Annotated in this window: 15 protein-coding genes; 10 read left to right on the top strand and 5 right to left on the bottom strand. The window is 69.8% G+C overall.

The genetic code is table 11. The features are described 5' to 3' along the window. Positions 1-3: 3 nt before the first annotated feature. Positions 4-285, bottom strand: coding sequence for a hypothetical protein (locus NQV15_RS05705; protein ID WP_232398686.1), 282 nt, complete (start codon positions 283-285; stop codon positions 4-6). Between the two features lie 9 nt (positions 286-294). Further along, complete coding sequence (locus NQV15_RS05700; RefSeq protein WP_232398685.1) at positions 295-1,992, bottom strand: sodium:solute symporter family protein; 1,698 nt, start codon at positions 1,990-1,992, stop codon at positions 295-297. A 161-nt stretch (positions 1,993-2,153) separates the two neighbouring features. On the opposite strand from NQV15_RS05700, the gene NQV15_RS05695 reads away from it, so the two are divergent. Together NQV15_RS05695 and NQV15_RS05690 are read left to right on the top strand one after the other, a co-directional pair. After that, positions 2,154-3,209 carry a M4 family metallopeptidase gene (locus tag NQV15_RS05695; protein WP_232398683.1) on the top strand — a complete coding sequence of 352 codons (1,056 nt, stop codon included), beginning with the start codon at positions 2,154-2,156 and terminating at the stop codon, positions 3,207-3,209. A gap of 17 nt (positions 3,210-3,226) precedes the next feature. Then, positions 3,227-3,511, top strand: a complete 285-nt coding sequence (locus NQV15_RS05690; protein WP_232398682.1) for a protealysin inhibitor emfourin — start codon at positions 3,227-3,229, stop codon at positions 3,509-3,511. A 16-nt stretch (positions 3,512-3,527) separates the two neighbouring features. Here NQV15_RS05690 and NQV15_RS05685 read toward each other — a convergent pair whose 3' ends face one another. Both NQV15_RS05685 and NQV15_RS05680 read right to left on the bottom strand, forming a co-directional pair. Continuing rightward, on the bottom strand, positions 3,528-4,202 hold the full coding sequence (locus NQV15_RS05685; RefSeq protein WP_232398680.1) for a potassium channel family protein: 675 nt from the start codon (positions 4,200-4,202) through the stop codon (positions 3,528-3,530). Then, on the bottom strand, positions 4,195-5,550 hold the full coding sequence (locus NQV15_RS05680; protein WP_232398679.1) for a TrkH family potassium uptake protein: 1,356 nt from the start codon (positions 5,548-5,550) through the stop codon (positions 4,195-4,197). The genes NQV15_RS05685 and NQV15_RS05680 overlap by 8 nt, the downstream gene beginning before the upstream one ends. A gap of 53 nt (positions 5,551-5,603) precedes the next feature. On the opposite strand from NQV15_RS05680, the gene NQV15_RS05675 reads away from it, so the two are divergent. The 7 genes from NQV15_RS05675 to NQV15_RS05645 are packed head-to-tail and all read left to right on the top strand — an operon-like array spanning position 5,604 to position 14,635. Then, complete coding sequence (locus NQV15_RS05675) at positions 5,604-7,424, top strand: CDP-glycerol glycerophosphotransferase family protein (RefSeq protein WP_232398678.1); 1,821 nt, start codon at positions 5,604-5,606, stop codon at positions 7,422-7,424. A 45-nt stretch (positions 7,425-7,469) separates the two neighbouring features. Then, a complete protein-coding gene (locus tag NQV15_RS05670) occupies positions 7,470-8,462 on the top strand; it encodes a glycosyltransferase (RefSeq protein ID WP_232398676.1) in 993 nt (330 codons plus the stop codon). Then, positions 8,452-9,630: a UDP-galactopyranose mutase gene (gene glf / locus NQV15_RS05665; RefSeq protein WP_232398674.1), complete on the top strand. Its 1,179-nt coding sequence runs from the start codon at positions 8,452-8,454 to the stop codon at positions 9,628-9,630. The genes NQV15_RS05670 and glf overlap by 11 nt, the downstream gene beginning before the upstream one ends. Continuing rightward, complete coding sequence (locus NQV15_RS05660) at positions 9,620-10,846, top strand: CDP-glycerol glycerophosphotransferase family protein (RefSeq protein WP_232398671.1); 1,227 nt, start codon at positions 9,620-9,622, stop codon at positions 10,844-10,846. The genes glf and NQV15_RS05660 overlap by 11 nt, the downstream gene beginning before the upstream one ends. 4 nt (positions 10,847-10,850) lie before the next feature. Beyond that, the gene (locus NQV15_RS05655) at positions 10,851-12,323 is read left to right on the top strand and encodes a hypothetical protein (RefSeq protein ID WP_232398669.1); all 1,473 of its coding nucleotides are present in this window, start codon (positions 10,851-10,853) and stop codon (positions 12,321-12,323) included. Further along, the gene (locus NQV15_RS05650; RefSeq protein WP_232398667.1) at positions 12,320-13,273 is read left to right on the top strand and encodes a phosphatase PAP2 family protein; all 954 of its coding nucleotides are present in this window, start codon (positions 12,320-12,322) and stop codon (positions 13,271-13,273) included. The genes NQV15_RS05655 and NQV15_RS05650 overlap by 4 nt, the downstream gene beginning before the upstream one ends. Positions 13,274-13,333: 60 nt before the next feature. Next, on the top strand, positions 13,334-14,635 hold the full coding sequence (locus NQV15_RS05645) for a variant leucine-rich repeat-containing protein (protein ID WP_232398665.1): 1,302 nt from the start codon (positions 13,334-13,336) through the stop codon (positions 14,633-14,635). Positions 14,636-14,653: 18 nt separating this feature from the next. Here the strand turns inward: NQV15_RS05645 and NQV15_RS05640 are convergent, their stop codons facing one another. Beyond that, on the bottom strand, positions 14,654-15,043 hold the full coding sequence (locus tag NQV15_RS05640; RefSeq protein WP_232398663.1) for a hypothetical protein: 390 nt from the start codon (positions 15,041-15,043) through the stop codon (positions 14,654-14,656). A 78-nt stretch (positions 15,044-15,121) separates the two neighbouring features. On the opposite strand from NQV15_RS05640, the gene NQV15_RS05635 reads away from it, so the two are divergent. Then, entirely contained in the window at positions 15,122-15,502 is a 381-nt protein-coding gene (locus NQV15_RS05635; protein WP_232398662.1) for a LapA family protein, read from the top strand.

The following is a 15,502-nucleotide window of genomic DNA, read 5'->3' as shown; positions in this document are numbered from 1 at the left end:
GACCTAGTCCTTCTCAACGGGCGCCTCGACGGGCACCACGACGGGACGCAGACGGGCCCAGATGCCGAACACCGCGGCAGCCACGAGCATCCCGATGCCGGCCCACAGGTTGATGTTGATGCCGTCGCCGCGGGCCAGCTCCTCCTCGGAGGCGTTGAACAGCCCCAGCAGCACCAGGATCACGCCGTAGACGCCGATGAGCCCGGCGATCATGTACCGGATGTCGAAGAGCCCGGCCTTCTGCTTCTTCACCGGCTTGTCGTTCGTGCGCGCATTCTCGGTCATCACGCTCTCCTATCGGAACATCAGGTTCAGGACGATCACGATCGCCAGGCCGATGCCTGCCAGCTTCGTCGGCGACTGGTACCACGGGAGCGCCGCGCTGTCGGGGTCGACGAGCGACTCCTTCGGCGTCAACGAGTACACCAGGCCCTTCAGCTCCTTGGGGTCCCTGGACTTGGTGAACATCGTCACGACGATGCTGACCGCGATGTCGACCACGAACGCCGCGCCGGCGGCCACGAAGCTCGCGCCCTGCCCCGCCAACGGGATGAGGCCCGTGCTCGCGCTGCCGAAGGCGTCCTCGCTCAGGAAGGCGACGGCCACGGCTGCGGCGGTGCCCGAGACGAGGCCGGTCCAGCCGGCCGTCGCGGTCATCCGCTTCCAGAACATACCGAGGATGAACGTCGCGAACAGCGGAGCGTTGAAGAAGCCGAACAGCGTCTGCAGGTAGTTCATCAGGTTGTCGTAGTTGGACGCGAACCACGCCGTGCCGATCGCCGTGATGGTCGCGGCGAGCGTCGCGATCCGGCCCACCAGCGTGTAGTAGTCGTCCGGCTTGTCCTTCTTGACGTACTGCTGCCACAGGTCGTACGAGAACACCGTGTTGAACGCCGAGATGTTGGCGGCCATGCCGGCCATGAACGAGGCCAGCAGGCCGGCGATCGCCACGCCGAGCATGCCGTTGGGCAGCAGGTCGCGCATCAGCAGCAGGATCGCGTCGTTGTAGGTGGCCCCGCCGGAGCTGCCCTCGCCGGACTTCAGGTTCGCGATCTCCGGGATGATGATGGCCGCCGCCATGCCGGGGATGATGACGATGAACGGGATGAACATCTTGGGGAAGGCGCCGATGATCGGCGCGCGCCGGGCTGCGGACAGCGAGTCGGACGCCATCGCCCGCTGCACCTCGACGAAGTTGGTGGTCCAGTAGCCGAAGGAGAGGACGAAGCCCAGACCGAACACGATGCCGATCGTGGACAGGACCGGGTTGTCGATGCCGGTCAGGTCGGTGCCGGGCCAGGACGACAGCTGCTCGGAGTTGGGCTGCACCTTCTCCTTGATGCCCTCCCAGCCGCCGACCTTGTGCAGCGCCAGGATCGTCAGGGGGGTCAGCGCGGCGACGATGACGAAGAACTGCAGCACCTCGTTGTAGATCGCCGCCGAGAGGCCGCCGAGGGTGATGTAGCTCAGGACCACCAGCGCCGCGACGATCAGCGAGACCCACAGGGGCCAGCCGAGCAGGCGGTTGACGATCGTCGCGAGCAGGTACAGGTTGATGCCGGCGATCAGGAGCTGCGCGATCGAGAAGCTCAGCGCGTTGACCAGGTGGGCCCCGGTGCCGAAGCGCCGCCGCATGAACTCCGGCACGCTGCGCACGCCCGAGCCGTAGTAGAACGGCATCATCACGATGCCGAGGAACAGCATGGCCGGGACGGCGCCGATCCAGAAGTAATGGAATGTGGCGACGCCGAACTGGGCGCCGTTGGCCGACATGCCCATGATCTCGACGGCACCGAGGTTGGCCGAGATGAACGCCAGGCCGGTCACCCAGGCGGGCAGGGAGCGTCCGGACAGGAAGAAGTCCAGGCTCGACGAGACCTGGCGCCTGGCCAGGATGCCGATGCCCAGCACGACCGCGAAGTACAGCGCGATGATCGTGTAGTCGAAGAAATCGGCATTCAGCCGGAATGTGTCATCAGCAGCCTGGAGCACTCGATTCCTCCTCGTTCAATGGATGTCGACCCCCTGGCCGACTCCATCGGCCGACGTTACTCTCGCGCCGGGCGCCGCGCATGTCGGCGAACGGCGCCACAATCGCTGTGCCACCGGCGAGAATGCTCGCGCGTGTCGGACCCCACACCTACCGTGGACGCATGTGCCCCGGCATCGTTCCCCCGTACCTGCTGAGACATCTGTCCCAGCTCGACCGTGACGACCTGCGCGCGGCGTCCGAGGCCGCACAGCGCACGCTCGCCTCCCCCTTTCCGCCGCGCCCGCCCAGGCCCACGGCCACCCCTTCGCGGCCGCCGTCCACCACCGCCCCGACCGGTCCCGACCGCACGATCAGCGATGCCCATGGCACCCAGTCCCTGCCCGGCGAGGTGGTGCGCCGGGAGGGCGACGATCCCACCGGCGATCCCGCGGCGGACGAGGCGTACTCCGGGCTCGGGGCCACCTACGAGCTGTTCGCCCGGGCCTTCGACCGCGCATCGATCGACGGCGCGGGGCTGCCGCTGCTGGCCACGGTGCACTACGGACGCGACTACGACAACGCCTTCTGGGACGGCGACCAGATGGTGTTCGGCGACGGCGACGGTCAGGTGTTCGGACGATTCACGGCATCGCTGTCCGTCATCGGCCACGAGCTCACGCACGGGGTCACCCAGTACACCGCGAACCTGACGTACCAGGGGCAGTCCGGCGCGCTCAACGAGTCGCTGTCCGATGTCTTCGGCGCGCTGGTCGAGCAGCACGCTCGCGACCAGGACGCCGCCGAGGCGAGCTGGCTGATCGGCGAGGGACTGTTCACCGATCAGGTGCAGGGCACCGCGCTGCGGTCCATGAAGGCCCCCGGCACCGCGTACGACGACGACGTCCTCGGCAAGGACCCGCAGCCGGCCACGATGGACGACTACGTCCAGACCAGCGATGACAACGGTGGGGTGCACATCAACTCCGGCATCCCCAACCACGCGTTCTACCTCGTCGCGACGGCGCTCGGCGGTCACGCGTGGGAGCGGGCGGGACGCATCTGGTACGACACGCTGACCGCCGGGCTGGAGCCCCAGACGGATTTCGCCGACTTCGCGGCCGCCACTGCCGCCGCCGCTGCGCAGCGGTTCGGCCCCACCTCCCGCGAGCACGGCGCCGTGCGCGAGGCGTGGTCGACGGTCGGACTGCCGATCGGGGACACTGGCACCACGCAGTAGATCTGGGAGGTGACGTGATGGACGAGCTGCCCTTCGTCATCACGGTCGTGCGCTCCGGCGGCGTCGCCGGCCTGCGCCGCGAGTGGAGCGTCGAGGTCGCCGCGCCGCAGGAGGCCGATCACTGGCGACCGATCGTCGAGGCCTGCCCGTGGGACGAGGCCTCGCACGACCAGGTCCCCGATGGCTTCGTCTACGACTTCCGGGTGGCCGACATGGAGGCGGTGGTCACCGAGAGCGACCTGGACGGGCCCTGGCGGGACCTGGCCGAGGAGGTCAAACGTTCGACCGCGCCGGACCGTTAGGCCGGCCGGCCGGCCGCTACGACAGCGCGCAGAACGCCTCGACCTTCTGGGTCGGCCCCGAGACGATGAGCTCGTCCCCGTCGCGCACGGGCGTGGAGGCCTGGGCGTAGACGAAGTCCTCACCGCGGGCCTTGATCGCCACGATCGTCACGCCGTAGTCGCCGCGCAACCGCGCCTCCTGCAGCGTCTTGCCCGTGGCCCTGGACGGCGACCGGGTTCGGGCGATCGCGAAGTTGCCCTCGAACTCGATGAAGTCGCTCATCGTCCCGGTCACCATGTGGGCCACCCGCTTGCCCATCTGTGACTCGGGCCGGATGACGTGGGTGGCACCGACGCGCTCGAGGATCGCGGCATGCTTGCCGCTGATCGCCTTGGCCCACACCTCCTTGACGCCGAGGTCGAGCAGGCCCAGCACCGTCAGCACGCTGGCCTCGATGTCGGTGCCGATGCCGACGACCGCCACCTCGAACTGCTCGGCGCCGATCTGCCGCAGCGCCTCGGTGTCGGTCGTGTCGGCGGCGACGACGTGCGTGAAGTCGCTCGCGAACTTCTGGACGATGTCGGCGCGCTCGTCGACCGCGAGCACATCGTGCCCCAGCTGGACGAGGGAACGGGCCACGGCCGTGCCGAAGCGACCCAGGCCGAGAACGATGACCGGGCGGGTCGGAGAGGTGTTGCGGTCCTTAGCCAATGATCGGTTGCTCCTCGGGAAGGTGGTACCGCGGCATCCTACGCCGCAGGACGAGCGCTCCGGCGGCAGCGATGGTGCCGACACGCCCGAGGAACATCAGCACGATGATGACGCATTGGGCGTCGGGCGGCAGGTCGGGCGTGATGCCGGTGCTGAGGCCCACGGTCGCGAACGCCGATGTGCACTCGAACAAGGCGACGTCGAACCCGTAGTCGGTCATCAGCATCAGCAGGAAGGTCGTCGAGGTCACCAGCATGACCGCCAGCAGCGCGATCGTGATGGCGGTGCGCGCGACGCGCGGCGCGACCGAGCGGGCACCGATCGTGATCTCCGGATCGCCGCGCAGCTCGGCCCAGATGACGTAGGCCAGCAGGAGGAACGTCGTGATCTTGATGCCGCCGGCCGTGCTGGCGCTGCCGCCGCCGATGAACATCAAGATGATGCCCATGTTGAGGGTCTCGGGGCGGACCATGTCCCAGTCGAAGCTGTTGAGCCCGCCGGACCGCGGCATGATGCCGCCCTCGATCCCGGTGACGATCTTGTGCCAGAGGCCTTCGCCACCCAAGGTCGCGGGGTTGTTCCACTCCAGCAGCATGAAGGCGACGGCACCGAAGATCAGCAGGCCGATCGATCCCCACACGGTGAGGCGCGTGTGGATCGTCCACCGGGCCGGTGTGCGCCAGCCGCTGAACAGCTCGGCCAGCACCGGGAAGCCCACGGCTCCAAAGAACACGGCTACGGCGATGGGGATGATGATCAGCCCGTCACCGGCATAGCGCACGATGCTGTCGTTGTTGAGGGAGAACCCGGCGTTGTTGAAGGCCATCACGGCGTCGAACACCCCGTGCCACACCGCGGTGGGCCAGTCGCCGAAGTAGGCGCTGCGGTAGCGCAGCGTCAGGACAACCGCCGTCACCGCCTGGAAGAACACCATGGTCATCGCGACGCGCCGAAACAGCGGGCGCACCTCACCGATGTTCACCACGTGCATGTCGGCCTGGGCGACCAGCCGGGTCCGCAGCCCGAGCCGTCCGCCGATGAACAGGCCCAGGACCGTCGCGAGCGCGATGATGCCCAGACCACCGATCTCGACCAGGGCCAGGATGATCGCCTGCCCGGCCGGTGACCAGTACGACGCGGTGTCGACCGTCGCCAGGCCGGTCACCGTGACGGCCGACGTCGAGGTGAAGAAGGCCGGCAGGAACTCCGGCGAGTGCTGGCCCGAGCGCGCGAACGGCAGCAGGAGAAGCAGCGTGCCGAAGAAGATCAGGGTCAGGAACGTCAACGGGAGCAGACGCACCGGATGGGCGATCGAGGCCGGCAACGAGAGCCTCCGAGGGCGGAGCACGGCACGACGTTACCCCAGGATCGTGTCGCGTCGACCGTGATAATTTCGACGCCATGCTCTCGCCCGCTCGTGCCGTCCAGGCCGCGCTCACCCGACTGGGCGGATCGCAGGGCCTCGCGGCCTTCGCCGCGGCCGTCGGTGGGCTCCTGTTGTCCATCGTCTGCGCCGTCCTCGGCCTGCAGATCGCAGCGCTGGTCCTGCTGCTCGTGTCAGTCGTCGGCGAGGCGTTCTTCGAGCGCCACCGCTCGGCAGCGACGATGCTGCTGACCCAGGGATCGTTCGGCATCCCCATGCGCTTCGCGCTGCGGCTCGTCGTCGGCCTGGTCACGATCGACTGGATCGACTCCGTCCACGCGTGGCGTGCCCTGGTGGCGGTCGGCGTCGTCGAGGTCGTCCTGCTGTGCGCCCGCGCACTGCACGACACGTACCGCGAGATCGGCCCGCTCAAGCCGATGCGCACCCGCAACGTGCCCGGCTCCCCGCGCATCGACGACGCACCGCCGCGTCGCGCCGTCGAGGTCGTGGCCAGCCAGCTGCTCGCGCTGGCGCCGGCGCTGCTCGGCGCGCCGTGGTGGCTGGTGGTGCTCCTGGGCGCGATCGCTCACGGCCTGCTGGTGCGGGCGTCCGTCCCCGACATGCTCGCCTCGTGGCGCATGCGTCAGCAGAAGCGCGCAACGGGCTTCACCGGTCCCCTGCGGCAGGTGCAGGACTTCCTGGACGAGTACCGCCCGGAGGTCATCGTGCACCTCAGCGGTCCCGACACGGCGGCCTACCAGATCAACACCTGGCTGGAGGCCCTCGAGTCGCTGGACCGTCGGGTGTTCATCGTCCTGCGCGACCCCCCGTTGTTCTCCAAGATGGCGCAGACCTCCATCCCCTCCCTGGAGCTGCGCGATCCCGGCGAGCTCCTGATGCTGGACTTCCGCGCGGCGAAGATCGCGCTGTACCCCTCCAACACGGGCAACAACATCCACCTCCTGCGCCTGCCGACCCTCATGAGCGCGTTCATCGGGCACGGCGACAGCGACAAGAGCGCCTCGAACAATCCGTTCTCCCGCGCCTACGACGAGCTGTGGGTCGCCGGCGAGGCCGGAGCCGACCGCTACCGCCGCTCGGGGCTGGGCATCCACGAGGACCAGTACCGCTTCGTCGGACGTCCGCAGGTGCACGCGATCTCCCGCGAGCCGGCCCTCGGCGACGACCCGGTCCCGACCGTCCTCTACGCACCGACGTGGGAGGGCGTCAACCACGAGCAGGAGTACTCCTCGGTCTCGGCCGTCGGCGTCAAGGTCGTGGAGGCGCTGCTGGCCGCCGATCCCCCGGTGCGGGTGGTCTTCAAGGCGCATCCGTTCACGGGGCAGCGCGATGCGAAGTACCGCTTCGTCCTGGCCCGCATCGCCGGCCTGATCAACGACGCCGCGGCGCGCACGGGCATCGACCACAAGGTCGTCAAGGGCGGCTCGATCAACGAGTGGTTCAACCGGGCGACCGCGCTGGTCACCGACATCTCCAGCGTCGTCAGCGACTTCCTGGCCAGCGAGAAGCCCTATGCGGTGTTCAACCACGCCGATCTGGACGACGAGTCGTTCCACGCGCAGTACCCGTCCACCGCCGCCGGCACCATGATCGGTCGCGACGGCAGCGGCATCCAGGACTTCATCGACGTCGTGACCCGCACCTCGCCCGATCGGCACGCCGAGGCGCGGGCCGAGCTGGCCACGTACCTCCTGGGCCCGCCGGCGCACCGTTCGCTGGAGTTCTTCCAGGCGGCGATCGATGCGATGATCGCCCGCTCGGAGGCCGACCGTGCGGCCTACCGCGACGGCACCCCGACCAGCGAGTCCCCCGTCACCGACGACGCCTCCGCCCTCTGAACGCCGCGTCCCGGGCGGCCGGAGCGGTGCCGGTAGGCTGACCGCGTGAATTCGGCTGCTGGAAAGATCGCCATCGCGATCGTGACGTACAACCGATCGACCTTCCTCGCAGAGCTCCTCGCGAGCGCCGCAGCGATGGACACGCCGCCGTACCGCATCATCGTGGTCGACAACGCGAGCACCGACGACACCCAGGACGTCATCGCCGCTGCCGCCTCCCGGTTCCCCGAGGGCGTGCTGGTCAACCACCGGCTGGACACCAACACCGGCGGCTCGGGCGGCTTCAGCGAGGGCACGAAGGTGGCCCTCGAGCAGGGTGCCGACTGGGTGTGGCTGATGGACGACGACGTGGAGATCCTCCCCGACGCGATCGCCCGGTTCGCGCCGTGGATGGAGCGCTTCAAGGTCATCCACGGCCGGCGCTACGACTTCGACGGCTCGCCGTTCTACTGGCAGGCCAAGTTCAACGAGTTCCTCGGCGTGCCGCTGCCCTACAGCGGCAAGCAGTTCGGCCGCGAGGGCTATGCGATCACCAACTCCGGGACGTTCGAGGGGATGCTGATCCACGCTGATGTCGTCCGCACGATCGGCCTGCCCGATCCGCGGTTCTTCATCTCCTGGGACGACGCCACCTACGCCTGGCTCGCCGCGCAGCACACCGACGTCGTCTACGTCGACGCCTTCGTGCTCAAGCGCAAGCGCGAGCAGAAGCAGGTCAACCTCGGCATCCGCCACCTCAACGACGGCAGCGCACTGTTCCGCTTCCACGTCATCCGCAACCGTGCCTACGTGGGCAAGTACTTCGCGCAGTACGGCAAGCTCAACCGCCTCGGCTTCGGGCTCGGCACGGCGCTCACGCTCGCCAAGGAGGTCTTTCGCCTCGTGGTCGTCCAGCACACCGTGAAGGGGGTCGGCGACCTGGCCCGCGGCTTCCGTGCCAACCGGGCGCTGTGGCGCGACACCTCCTGGCGGCCGATGGACCCGGCCGAGGTGCCAGCCGGCCCGGCCTCCTCCCGGGGCGGCAACCATGACCGCTGACCTGCTCATCGTCGGCTCGGGGTTCTTCGGGCTGACGATCGCCGACCGGTGCGCCCGTGAGCTCGGCCTGAAGGTGCAGGTCATCGACCGCCGCGACCACATCGGCGGCAATGCCTACACCGAGATCGACCCCGAGACGGGCATCGAGGTCCACCGCTACGGCGCGCACCTGTTCCACACCTCCAACCAGCGGGTGTGGGAGTACGTCAACCGGTTCACGGACTTCACGTCGTACCAGCACCGCGTCTACACGACGTACCGCGGCGAGGTCTTCTCGATGCCGATCAACCTGGGCACGATCAACCAGTTCCAGCGCGCCGCGTACACCCCCGACCAGGCCCGCGCGTGGGTCGCGGAGCAGGCCGCGCAGCTGACCGGTGAGCCGGCGAACCTGGAGGAGAAGGCGATCTCCCTGATCGGCCGGCCCCTCTACGAGGCATTCATCCGGGGCTACACCGCCAAGCAGTGGCAGACCGACCCGCGCGAGCTCGGCGCCGACATCATCAGCCGCCTGCCGGTCCGCTACACCTACGACAACCGCTACTTCTCCGACACCTACGAGGGACTGCCGGTCGACGGCTACACCGCGTGGATCGAGCGGATGGCCGATCACCCGAACATCACCGTCACCCTGGGCGCGGACTTCTTCGACGAGTCCCAGCCGTTCAACCAGGCCGCGACCGTCGGCCGGCTGCCGATCGTGTACACCGGTCCGGTCGACCGCTACTTCGCCTCGGCGCACGGAGACCTGTCGTGGCGCACCCTGGACTTCGAGACCGAGGTCCTGCCGGTCGCCGACTTCCAGGGCACCCCGGTCATGAACTACGCGGACACCGACATCCCGTACACCCGCATCCACGAGTTCCGCCACTTCCACCCCGAGCGCGACTACCGCACCGACAAGACCGTCATCATGCGCGAGTTCAGCCGGGCGGCGGGCGCCGGCGACGAGCCGTACTACCCCATCAACACCCCCGAGGACCGGCGGCGCCTGCTGGCCTACCGCGAGCTGGCCAAGAACGAGAAGGACGTCCTGTTCGGCGGCCGGCTCGGCACCTACCAGTACCTCGACATGCACATGGCGATCGGCTCGGCGCTCAGCATGTTCGACAACAAGCTCGCACCACACTTCACCGACGGCGCCGCGCTGGACGACCATGGCATCTAGGAGCTCCGGAACCGGGCCACGTGTCGGACTGGTCCAGCGCCTGCGGGTGTGGGCCATCGGGCGGCTGCGCCGTTCCCGCTTCCTGCCGGCCGGGATGCCGGACAAGCTCACCGACGAGTCCCGGCTGGGTCGCGGCTTCGAGCAGCAGATCATGCTGTACTTCCCGACCACCCTGGACAGCGTCTACCAGCTGCGGCCGTGGTTCCACGCGCTGACCGCACTCGACCGCGTCCACCCGGTCGTGTGCGTCTTCAAGGACTCGCGCACCGCACGGGTCGTGCGGGACGAGACCGGCCTGGACTGCGTCACCCTCGCGCGGTACGGCCAGCTCGACGAGATCCTGTCGATGTCCGACGTCAAGCTCGCCCTGTACGTCAACCACGACCCGATCAACTTCGAGAGCCTGCGGTTCACCTCGCTCGTGCACGTCTACCTGGGCCACGGCGACAGCGACAAGGGCGTCTCGGTCTCGAACCAGATCAAGGCCTACGACTTCTGCTTCCTCGCCGGGCAGGCCGCGCTGGAGCGCACCGCCACCGCGGTGATGCTGTACGACGCGCCCGCGCACAGCGTCCTGATCGGCCAGCCGCAGCTCGACGGCGCCGCGCCCGTCAAGCCGTCGCCGGACCCGGACGGACGTCCGACGGTGCTGTACGCCCCGACCTGGGAGGCCTCACAGCCCTCGGTGTCGTACGGCTCGCTCGAGACGCACGGCGCCACCCTGGTCCGCGCCCTGTCGGGCACCTACCGCGTGGTCTACCGCCCGCACCCGCTCAACGGCGTCATCCGGCCCTCGTACGCCGCCGCCGACGCCGCGGTGCGTGAGCTCGCCGATCGCGTGGACACCGACGTCCCGCTCGAGCAGTCCTTCGCCGATGCCGACCTGCTCGTCACGGACGTCTCCGCCGTGACCCTGAACTGGCTGCCCACCGGCAAGCCCATGCTCGTGACGACCCCGACGGTCCCGTATCCCCCCAGCGCACTGATGGACGTCCTGCCGCTGGTCGCGCCGCACGACGACTTCGCCGCGCTGGTCGCCGAGCACCTCACGACCGATCCGACGGCTGCCGCCCGGACCGCGCTGGTCGAGCACTACCTCGGCGACCCGACGCCCGGCGTGGCGACGGCCCGCTTCATCGCGGCCTGCGAGGACGCCATGGCGCTGCGGGACCGCGAGTGGGCTGCGCGACGCCTGGCCGGCGCCACCGGTCCCTGAGACCGTGGCCGACCTGCGCGTGCGGCGCCCCACCACGTCCCTCCCGGTGTTCCTGGGGGCCGTCATCGTCGTCATGGTCGGCGTCCGCCTGCTGTACCTGGGCCAGCCCGCCGGACGGGACGAGGCCGGCTTCCTGCTCGTCGGTGCCGGGTGGGACCACGGCACCTCGCTGTACGGGGCGTTCTGGGTCGACCGGCCGCCGCTGCTGATCTGGATCATGGAGCTGTCCGGGTCGCTCCTGGCCCTGCGGCTGGTGGGACTCGCGGCGTGCATCCTGATGGTGCTGGGAGTCGCGCGCACGGCACATCTGGCCGCCGGCGACCGTGCCGCCCGGTGGGCCGCCGCGGCCGCAGCCCTGTTCAGCACCGCGCACTGGTTCGGGGTGCCCCGGACCAATGGGGAGATGCTCGCCTCGGCGTTCGTCGCCTGGGGCCTGGCCCTGGCCGCGCAGGCGCTGCTGAGGCCCGATCGCCGCTGGTGGCCGGCGGCCCTCGGCGCCGGGGTGATGGCCGCCTGCTCGGTGCTCATCAAGCAGACGATCATCGACGGCGCGGTCTTCGCCCTCGTGCTCGCGGCCGCGATCGCCTGGCAGCAGCCCCGGCGACGCCGGCAGGCAGCCGCCGTCGTCGCGCTCGCGGCAGTCGCCTTCGTCGTGACGATCGGCCTGGCCCTGGCCGCGGCCGCGACCCGCGGGACCTCCGTCCCCGACCTGTTCGACGCCCTGGTGACGTTCCGGGCCGAGGCCGGAGAAGTCATCCGGCGTTCGGCGTCGAGCGCGACGACCGACCGGCTGCTGCTCCTGATCGGCACGTGGCTGGCCGGCGGCCTGGCGATCATCGCCGCGCTGACCGCTTGGCACGGGCTGCGCGGCCGAGACCCCGTCCTGCTGGCGACGCTGGCGGTCATCGCCTTCGTCTGCGGTGCGGCCCTCCTGGGCGGCAGCTACTGGGCGCACTACCTGTTCCAGCTGGTGCCGGCCTCCGCCCTCGCGGCGGGGCTGCTGGTCGACATGGTCCGTCCGCGGGTCCGCGTGGCCGTCGCCGCCTTCACGGTGATCATGACCTGCGGGAACGTCCTGTGGACCGTGGTCTCCCCACCCGAGGACGGAGCCTTGGCCGAGACGGTCGGGCACTGGCTGAGACAATCAGGTGACCCCTCCGACACGGCCGTCGTCGCCTACGGCCAGCCCAATGTGCTGACCAATGCCGACATGACCAGCCCCTACCCGTACCTGTGGAGCCTGCCTGTGCGCACCCGCGACTCCGATCTGCGCGTCATGTCCGGCGTGCTGTCCGGTCCCGACCGGCCGACGTGGTTCGTCGACTGGTCCGGCATCCGCTCGTGGGGCGTCGATCCCACCACGGCGCAGACCGTCCTGGAACGCCACTACCGCAAGGTGGCGGACGTCTGCGGGCGGACGATCTGGCTGGAGCGGACCCAGCAACGGCGCCTCGCGCCGTTCCCGGAGTGCCCATGAGCACCGAGGTCGAGACACGGACCACGACACCGTGGGCCTGGCGCGCACCGGCGCTGACGGTCCTGGCGGTGGCGCTTGCGGCGAACATCGTGCTGATCGGTGTGCCGACCGATCCCTTCCAGCTGTTCGCCTGGCTGTGGCTGGCCACCATCGCGTTCAACATCCGTGCTCCCTGGCGGGCCCACCTGGCCTTCCCGCGCGACTGGTGGCCGGCCTTCGCGCTGCTGGTGCTCTACCTGTACAGCCGCGGCCTGTCCGACGAGCTCCTGCCGATGCCGGTGCACTGGACGATGCCGATCCGGTTCGACACGTGGATCGGCGGCGGCGAGCTGCCGACCGCCCGCCTGCAGGACGCCCTGTGCGCGTCGCCGTGCACTGGCAGCACGCCGCCGCGCTGGTACGACGAGATCCTCACGACCGTCTACTTCACCCACTTCGTGGCCGGTCTGACCCTGGCCGTCGTGCTGTGGCTGCGGGACCGGGCCGCATGGGTGCCGTGGATGCGCCGGTACATCGTGATCAACTTCGCCGCCCTCGTGATCTACGTCCTCTACCCGATGGCGCCCCCGTGGCTGGCCGCCAAGGAGGGCTACATCGCCGAACGGCTCCCCCGGCTGACCGGGCGGGGCTGGGACGACCTGGGGCTGGGTGGCTTCCACGTCGTCCTGGCCAAGGTCGGCAACCCGGTGGCCGCGATGCCGTCGCTGCACGGAGGCCTCGCGATGTTGATCGCGCTGTACGGCCTGGTGCGCCTGCGCAGTGCGTGGCGCTGGCTCCTGCTGCTGTATCCACTCCTGATGGGCACGGCGCTGATCTACTACGCCGAGCACTATGTCATCGACATCCTGGCCGGGTGGGCACTCGCGGCGGCCGTGATGATCGGCTGCGCCTGGTGGGAACGGGCACATCGGCCTGTGACGCCTGACGGGGTTGACGCGCGCGCTGCGTAGGAGACAGATATTCTGCGACCAGCTCGTCAGGTGACGGCGCTCCCAGGGGAAGGAACACACATGTCATCAGCAGATCTCATCCGCGAGGCGCAGGACCCGGCCACGACGCCGGCACGCCTGGCGGAGCTGGCGCAGGCCGACCGCAGCACGTGGCCGGCCATCGTCTTCAACCCGTCGGCCTACGACGGACTGCTGCAGTGGTTGGGAGAGCGCGGAGATCCGACCGTGAACGCGGCCCTTGCCGCGCGTGCCGCGCAGGCTGCAAGCCTCGCAGCCCCGGCAGCCCCGGCAGCCCCGGCTGTTCCTGCTCCCCCGGCCGCCCCGGTGGCCGCCCCCGTCCCGGTCCAGCAGCCGCCGGTGGAGGAGCCGACCGCGGTGATCACTCCCGAGCCGACGCCCGAACCGACTCCGGAACCGACCCCGACACCGACGCCCGAACCGACGCCCGAGCCGACTCCGACTCCGACGCCCGAACCGACGCCCGAGCCGACTCCGACTCCGACGCCCGAACCGACGCCCGAGCCGACTCCGACGCCCGAGCCGACGCACGAGCCGACCCCGACGCCCGAGCCGACGCCGACGCCGACGCCGACGCCTGAGCCGACCGTCCTGATCCCCGCCGCGGCACCCGCCGCGTCCGCAGCCGAGCCGACGGCCGTCTTCCCCGCGCAGCCGGCCGCCGAGTACCCCAGCTACCCCGCCACGTCCCAGACCGCCGCATTCGGCTCGGTGCCGCCGGCCGGGACCAGCGCCCAGCCCGGTACCACCGACGGCGACGGGAAGGGCGCGGGTGCGCCGCTGGGAATCGTCGTGGCCGTGGTGGCCGCGGTGATCCTCCTGATCGGTGGCGCCGCCTTCGGCGCCACCCAGGTGTTCGGCGACGATGATGACCAGCCCAGCATCTCCGCGTCCGACACCAACCACACCAAGGCGCCGTACACGTCCGACAAGGACGACGAGGACGACGAGGAACAGGACGCTGCTCCTCCCACCGTCCCGACCCCGACGCCCGGTGTGCCGTCGACGATCGCGCCGCCGGCATCGGGCGGCGCCTCGCCGGCGTTCTGCTCGACCATGAAGGAGATCCAGGAGTCAAGCCTGGACATGCTCGACACCGACAAGGGCGGATCGCCCGGCATGTCCGGCATCCAGAAGATGACGACCGAGATGGCGGCAGCCTACGGCCGGGCCGAGCAGTCCGCGCCGACCGAGGTCAAGGCCGATGTCGCCGTCATGCGCGACTACTTCGAGACGCTGAAGAACCCGACGGCCGACACCGCCGGAAAGATGAGCGATCTCATCTCCGACTACAGCAAGGCTGCGCAGAAGGTCGGCATGTACTACGCCCAGAACTGCCTCTGACCGTCGCCGGTCCCCGCGCTACGCCGTCGGCGTCGGCGCGGGGGCCGGGGCGCGGAGCTCGTCGGACGACGAGGTCCAGCTGAAGTCACCGTCCGGGCCGTCGATCACGACAGTGGCCAGCGCGATCTTCTCGGTGCCCCCGGCCTCACGGACGCTGCACCGGAAGCGGGTGCCCATCGCGGAGTCCACCTTCTTGGGGCAGCGGACCTTCAGGTCCCGTCCCGTCCTCGACTCCAGCCGGCGCTCGATGTTGTCGACCACACCACCCGTGGACATCTGGACGATCGCATCGGGCTCCGGTGCCGCCTCGGACTCGCCGTCTCCGCCCGAGGTCTTGATCATCAGGTAGACGGCCGCGATCAGGGCGATGACCACGACACCGAGCATGATGTTGATGAACGTCTTCACAGCCGGGAGCCTATCGGCGCCACCGCGCACGGCCCGCCGAGCCGGGCGGTCCGCGCCGGATGCTGGCACGATGGAGCGATGACCAACCCCGTTCCGCCCGAGGACTCACCCCTCGAGCGTCCCCGTGACGTGGCGGAGCCCACCGCTCCGCCCGAGCCGTCCGCCCCCGATGAGCGTCGGACCGCCGGCCTCGACCGCAAGGGGCGCGTCAAGCGCACCCGCGCCAGCGAGCTGTGGATCGGCCTGATCACCGCGGCTGTGCTCGCGGTGCTGTTCCTGGTCTTCATCGCCCAGAACTCCAACAAGGTGACGATCCAGTTCCTCGGCTGGGAGGGGCAGGTGTCGCTGGCCGTCGCCCTCCTGCTGTCCGCGGTCATCGGCGCGCTCGTCGTGGCCGTGCCGGGCGTCGTGCGGATCGTCCAGCTGCGCACCGCGCTGCGTCACAACGCCAAGCGATGA

It is taken from the genome of Aeromicrobium wangtongii (assembly GCF_024584515.1).
Lineage (GTDB): Bacteria > Actinomycetota > Actinomycetes > Propionibacteriales > Nocardioidaceae > Aeromicrobium > Aeromicrobium wangtongii.
This window is presented reverse-complemented; position numbering and strand designations above follow the sequence as displayed.